Origin of the sequence: Halochromatium salexigens (genome assembly GCF_016653295.1) — a bacterium.
GTDB lineage: Bacteria > Pseudomonadota > Gammaproteobacteria > Chromatiales > Chromatiaceae > Lamprobacter > Lamprobacter salexigens.
Genome location: NZ_NHSF01000048.1, coordinates 34242 through 40241, shown reverse-complemented (window position 1 = coordinate 40241; position 6000 = coordinate 34242). Strand labels below are relative to the sequence as shown.

4 protein-coding genes and 1 pseudogene are annotated in these 6000 nt (G+C 65.7%); 1 reads left to right on the top strand and 4 read right to left on the bottom strand.

The genetic code is table 11. The annotated features are described in order from the left end of the window. From CCR82_RS07165 to CCR82_RS07155, 3 genes and pseudogenes are all read right to left on the bottom strand, one after another. Positions 1–341, bottom strand: a pseudogene (locus CCR82_RS07165) (hypothetical protein); the annotation flags it as partial. Between the two features lie 163 nt (positions 342–504). Beyond that, positions 505–1596, bottom strand: coding sequence for a redox-regulated ATPase YchF (ychF, locus tag CCR82_RS07160; protein WP_201244711.1), 1092 nt, complete (start codon positions 1594–1596; stop codon positions 505–507). Between the two features lie 92 nt (positions 1597–1688). After that, a complete protein-coding gene (locus CCR82_RS07155) occupies positions 1689–3182 on the bottom strand; it encodes a mannose-1-phosphate guanylyltransferase/mannose-6-phosphate isomerase (RefSeq protein WP_201244710.1) in 1494 nt (497 codons plus the stop codon). 274 nt (positions 3183–3456) lie between these two features. On the opposite strand from CCR82_RS07155, the gene purD reads away from it, so the two are divergent. Beyond that, on the top strand, positions 3457–4836 hold the full coding sequence (gene purD, locus CCR82_RS07150) for a phosphoribosylamine--glycine ligase (RefSeq protein WP_201244709.1): 1380 nt from the start codon (positions 3457–3459) through the stop codon (positions 4834–4836). Here the strand turns inward: purD and CCR82_RS07145 are convergent. After that, a complete protein-coding gene (locus tag CCR82_RS07145) occupies positions 4803–5825 on the bottom strand; it encodes an aminoglycoside phosphotransferase family protein (protein ID WP_338073129.1) in 1023 nt (340 codons plus the stop codon). The genes purD and CCR82_RS07145 overlap by 34 nt on opposite strands. Between the last annotated feature and the right edge of the window lie 175 nt (positions 5826–6000).

Genomic DNA, 6000 nt, shown 5'->3' with positions numbered 1-6000 from the left:
GGCGTCAAACTCACCAAGAAGGCCATGCGAGAGGTCGAAGCGCGGCTACTGCGCAACCCCGATCTGCCGAAGTGGGATATCTTGATCAAGCCTGCCTGCTCGGTATAACTGTTTCTGGAAATCACCTGATCACTGGGAATCTGATGGACCCCGAACAGGGTGTTGGCGTTGTTGGCGCCGCGCTCCTTTTGCATCCGGCCCTGGAAGTCGAGAAACGACGGGCTTTGCATGAAGAACACCGACAACGCGCTCAAGGCCGCATCGCCGATGGCGTAGCGCTGGTTGTTGCCGCCCTTGCGGTGATCGGGGAGTCCAAACAAGGCTTCGCGGATGCTGGCCATCAGGTCGGTAGCGAACACCGGGGGCGTCGGTGTGGCTGTGGGTGTGGGCTTGAGAACCATCGGCTAACAACTCAAGTTTCAACCGCTTTCAGAAAAGCTACTGGTAACATGAGGGTTTCAAATTTGGAATTGCTGTGCAAGCTCGCGCACTCAGGCCTGCAGGCTAGACGTTGAAGCGGAAGTGGACCACGTCGCCATCCTTGACGATGTAGTCCTTGCCCTCGCTGCGCAGCTTGCCGGCCTCCTTGGCGCCCTGCTCGCCTTTGCAGGCGACGAAATCCTCATAGGCGATGACCTCGGCGCGGATGAAGCCGCGCTCGAAATCGCTGTGGATCACGCCAGCCGCCTGCGGTGCGGTGGCGCGGGCCGGGATGGTCCAAGCACGCGCCTCCTTGGGGCCGGCGGTGAAATAGGTTTCGAGCCCGAGCAACCGATAACCGGCGCGCACCACCCGATTCAGGCCCGGTTCTTCCAGCCCAAGATCGGCCATGAACTCGGCGCGCTCGGCCTCGTCGAGTTCGACGATATCGGCCTCGATGGCGGCGCAGACCGGCACCACCACGGCCCCCTCGCCCGCCGCATGCGCGCGGATACGCTCGAGCAGCGGATTGTCCTCGAAGCCGTCCTCAGCGACGTTGGCGATGTACATGGTCGGCTTGGCGGTGAGCAGGAACAGCTCGCGCAATTCGGCGCGCTCATCGGCGTCGAGATCCATCGCCCGCACCGGCAGCCCCTGATCGAGATGCGCGCTGACCCGCTCCAGGAGCGCCTTGCGCGCGAGCTGGCTCTTGTCGCCGGTCTTGGACTGCTTGATCGCCTTCTCCAGCGCCTTACCAACCGTCTCCATGTCGGCCAGCGCCAGCTCGGTGTCGATCACCTCGATATCACCGAGCGGATCGACCCGACCGGCGACATGCACCACATCGTCGTTCTCGAAGCAACGCACCACATGCGCGATCGCATCGGTCTCGCGGATGTTGGCGAGGAACTTGTTGCCGAGCCCTTCGCCCTTGGAGGCGCCCGCCACCAGTCCGGCGATGTCGACGAACTGCATGGTGGTCGGGATCACATTGGCCGGCTTGACGATGCCGGCGATCACATCGAGGCGCTCATCCGGCAATGGCACCATCCCGACATTCGGATCGATGGTGCAGAACGGATAATTCTCGGCCGAGATGCCGGATTTGGTGAGCGCGTTGAACAAGGTGGACTTGCCGACGTTGGGCAGCCCGACGATGCCGCATTTGAAGCCCATGCTGGTGCCCTGCTGACAAAAGCCCGCGATAGTAGCCGAAGCCGGCCGGCGCGGCCAGCGCCTTGGCTCGACGCGTCAGCGAGCGCGCCGGCTCAGCAGCCGCTATCGCCGCCACGATCGTAGAGATCGTCGAAGCGCACGATGTCATCCTCGCCCAGATAGCTGCCGGATTGCACCTCGATGATCTCGAGCGGGATGGTGCCCGGATTCTCGAGCCGATGGGTGGTGCCGACCGGGATATAGGTCGACTGGTTCTCGGTCAGCAGGAAGGTCTTGTCGTCATTGGTCACCTTGGCGGTGCCGGAGACCACCACCCAGTGTTCGGCGCGATGATGATGCATCTGCATCGACAGCGCCTCGCCGGGTTTCACCGTCAAGCGCTTGACCTGATAACGCCCGCCCATGGTGATCGACTCGAACGCGCCCCAGGGCCGATGCACCCGCTGATGATGACGGTGCTCGTTGCGCTGCGCCTCGCTGAGGAACCTGGTCACCGCCTTGACATCCTGCGCGCGCTCACGATTGGCGACCAGCACCGCATCCGGTGTCTCGACCATGATCAGGTTGTCGACGCCGACCGCGGCCAACAGCCGGCTCTGCGCGATGAGCAAGTTGTTGTGTGACTCATGCACGAAGGCATCGCCATCGAGCACGTTGCCATCACCATCCTGCTCGCGCACCTCCCAGAGCGCGGACCAGGCGCCGACATCGGACCAACCGGCCGCGAGCGGCAAGACGATCGCCGGATGCTCGGAAATGTCTTCGGCCTGCGAGAGCCGCTCCATCACCGCGTAATCGATCGAATCACTGGGGCAAGCCTTGAACAGGGTGGCATCCAGCCGGCGGAACGCGCCATCGCCGCGCACCGCGTCCATCGCCGCCGTGCAGGCCTCGGCGATCTCGGGGCGGAAACGTCGGATCAGCGTCAGCCAGAGCGAGGCGCGCAGCATGAAGATGCCGCTGTTCCAGAGATACTCACCGCTGCTCAGATAGCGCTCGGCGGTGGCGCGCTCGGGCTTCTCGACGAAGGCGTGCAGGCGATAGGCGGCGCCGTTGAGATCGGTGTTGGCGAGCGCCTCGCCCTGCTGGATATAGCCGTAGCCTGTCTCGGGCTTGGCCGGCACGATGCCGAAGGTGATGACGGCGCCTTGCTCTGCCAACACCGCCCCATCGGCAACGGCCTGGCGAAACGCCTCGCCATCGGCGATGGCATGATCGGCGGGCGCCACCAGCAGGATCGGGTCATCGTCATCGGCGGCGACCGCGCTCAGGGCGGCCAGCGTGAGCGCGGGCGCGGTATTGCGACCGAAGGGTTCGAGCAGGATCGCCGCCGGCGTGCGCCCGATCAGCCGCATCTGCTCGGCCACCAGGAATCGATGCGCCTCGTTGCAGACCACGATCGGATCGCGCGGCAAGACCCCTAAGCGCGGATGCTCCTCGACCAGGCCATCGAGGCGCAGCGCCGTGTCCTGCAGCAGGGTGTTGGCGCCGGTCAGCGGCAGGAACTGTTTCGGGTAGGCCTCGCGCGAAAGCGGCCAGAGCCGGGTGCCGGAGCCTCCAGACAGGATCACGGGCTGCAGGTGCATGGCATTTCCTCAATGGCGATCAATGGAGCGAGCGCGTCACCCGCACCGCTGTCAGCGGCGAGAGTATATATCGAGACGACTTCCGTCGACCTTAGCAGACGAGTGGGCGCTCTTCACGGCCGAGCCGATGGCCTTCATCGCCGTCGCACCCTCGCGCCGCGCCCATGATGGCTCTAGAATCCGTCGTCATGATTTTGCCTCGACCGCTCGTCCTACAACACCGCCGAAGACGGGCGAAAGACGAGACAGCCACCCTCAATGCGGTAGAAACCCTATGAATACCCTCATCATCGGCGCCGGCGGCCGCGAGCACGCCCTGGCCTGGAAGATCGCCCAATCGCCACAGGCCGAGCGGGTCTTCGTCGCCCCCGGCAATGGCGGCACCCTGGTCGAAACCGGGGTCGAGAACGTCGATCTGGACCCGACCGACGCCGAGGCGCTGATCGATTTCGCCCGCGACCAGCAGATCGATCTCTGCCTCATCGGCCCGGAGGCACCGCTGGTCGCCGGTGTCAGCGATGCGCTGGTCGCCGCTGGCCTGCGCTGCTGCGGCCCCTCGCAGCAGGCTGCCCAGCTTGAGGGCTCGAAGGACTTCGCCAAGGCCTTCATGCAGCGCCACGGCATCCCGACCGCCGCCTATCGGACGTTCGAGGGGCGCGAGCAGGCGCTGGCCTATCTGGACCAGGTCGGCGCGCCGGTGGTGGTGAAAGCCGATGGCTTGGCCGCCGGCAAGGGCGTGGTGGTCGCCGAGACGCTCGCTGAAGCGCGTGCCGCGGTCGAGGCGATGCTCGGTCAGGGCCGCTTCGGCGAGGCAGGCGCACGGGTGGTGATCGAGGACAAGCTGCTCGGCGAGGAGGTCAGTTTCATCGTGCTGGTGAGCGGCGAGCAGGTGCTACCGCTGGCCACCTCGCAGGATCACAAGGCGCGCGACGAGGGCGATCGCGGCCCGAACACCGGCGGCATGGGCGCCTACTCGCCCGCGCCCATCGTGACGCCTGCCTTGGAGCAGCGGATCATGCGCGAGGTGATCGAGCCGACGGTCGCCGGGCTGCGGGCCGAGGGCCTGCCTTACGTCGGCTTCCTCTACGCGGGGCTGATGATCGGTGCCGATGGCGCGCCGCGCGTGCTCGAGTACAACTGTCGTCTCGGCGATCCCGAGACCCAGCCGATCTTGATGCGTTTGGAAAGCGACCTGCTCGAGCTGTGCCTGGCCGCGACCGGTGGGCGACTGCCCGAGGTCGAAGCCCGCTGGCGCGATCAGGCCGCGCTCGGGGTGGTGATGGCTGCCGGTGGCTATCCCGGCGACTATGCCAAAGGCCATCCGATCAGCGGCCTCGATGCCGCTCGCGACTGCGACAGCAAGGCGGAGACTAGCGCTGCGAATATTGGCATGAGTACGGGCACGGATACAGGCACAGGCACACGCACGGACACGGGCGAGCAAGAGGCCAAGGTCTTCCATGCCGGCACCAAACGAGATGGCGAGCAGACGCTCACCAACGGCGGCCGCGTGCTCTGTGTCACCGCGCTCGGCGCCGATATCGGCGAGGCCGCCGCCAACGCCTACGCACGCGCCGAGCAGATTCAGTTTGCGGACGCCTTCTACCGGCGCGATATCGGTCATCGCGCGCTCAAGCGCGGGACGAGCCGTTGAGTGATCAGTCTCGCCAGCGGCTGTAGCTCGGGATAGAGCGATCCAAGCTCGCTTAGATAGCCGAGGGTACGAGGAAGGTCCGCCAAATAGCCGCGCTTACCATCGCGCACGGCCAAGCGGGCGAAGATGCCGGCGGCTTTGAGATGGCGCTGCGCCCCCATCAGCTCGAACCAGCGCACGAGCTCGGGCCGATCGGTTTCCCCCAGCAACCCAGCCGCATACGCCTGCTCGGCGTAGTCATCGAGCCAGCCCAGCACGCGCTCGCGCGGCCAGGCGAGGTAACAGTCCTTCAACAACGAGGCGAGATCGTAGGTGAGCGGCCCCGACACCGCGTCCTGCAGGTCGAGGATGCCTGGATTGGCGACCTCGGTCAGCATCAGGTTGCGGCTGTGGAAGTCGCGATGCACGGCAACGCGCGGTTGCTCCAGTGCGTTGTCGATGAGCTGAGCGAACAGGTCCTCGAGATCCCGACTCTCGCCCTCGGACAGCTCGACCCGCAGCAGCCGCTCAAGCAGCCACTGACGGAACAGGTCGAGTTCGCGGCGCAGGAAGGCCGCGTCATAGACCGGCAGCCCGTCGGTCGACAGCCCGAGCTGGAGTTTGATCAGCGCGGTGATCGCGTCGCCATAGAGCACGTCGGCCCGAGCTGAAACCGGCACCGACGTCGACGCCTGACAGGCTGTCAGCGCATTCAGATAGGTCTCCCGGCCCAGATCGGAGACGACGAGGAACCCGCGTGCAAGATCCTCGGCCAGCACCTCGGGCGCGTTCAGCCCGGCATTGCAAAACGCGCGCGCCAGCCGGACGAAACGAGCGCTATCCTCGTGCTCAGGCGGCGCGTCGACCGCAATCAGCGTGCGCCCCTGAGCGGCAAAGCGCCAATAGCGACGAAAGCTTGCATCGGCCGATGCCGGCACCAGCGGCCCGACGCCCTCGCCGAGTTCCTGCGCCAGCCAATGCGCTAAGAGCGCCTGTCGTTCGTCCGCCACACTGCCCCCCTCACTGATCAAACGCTGTTGGCCCCCATGCAGGACGCTGCTGGCCTCGACACAGGCGCTCGCTGCCCAGTGGCGCCAGAGATTGTCGGCAGAGCCGAAGGCGCCTGAATTTGCCGCGCTGCGGCGGATGTGCGACCTTACACCGATTTTGCCGGCCGTGGCGCAA

Bases quoted from the DNA above. Each gene is read 5' to 3' on its own strand.
- ychF (WP_201244711.1), bottom strand. From the start codon at position 1,596: ATGGGCTTCAAATGCGGCATCGTCGGGCTGCCCAACGTCGGCAAGTCC.
- CCR82_RS07155 (WP_201244710.1), bottom strand. From the start codon at position 3,182: ATGCACCTGCAGCCCGTGATCCTGTCTGGAGGCTCCGGCACCCGGCTC.
- purD (WP_201244709.1), top strand. From the start codon at position 3,457: ATGAATACCCTCATCATCGGCGCCGGCGGCCGCGAGCACGCCCTGGCC.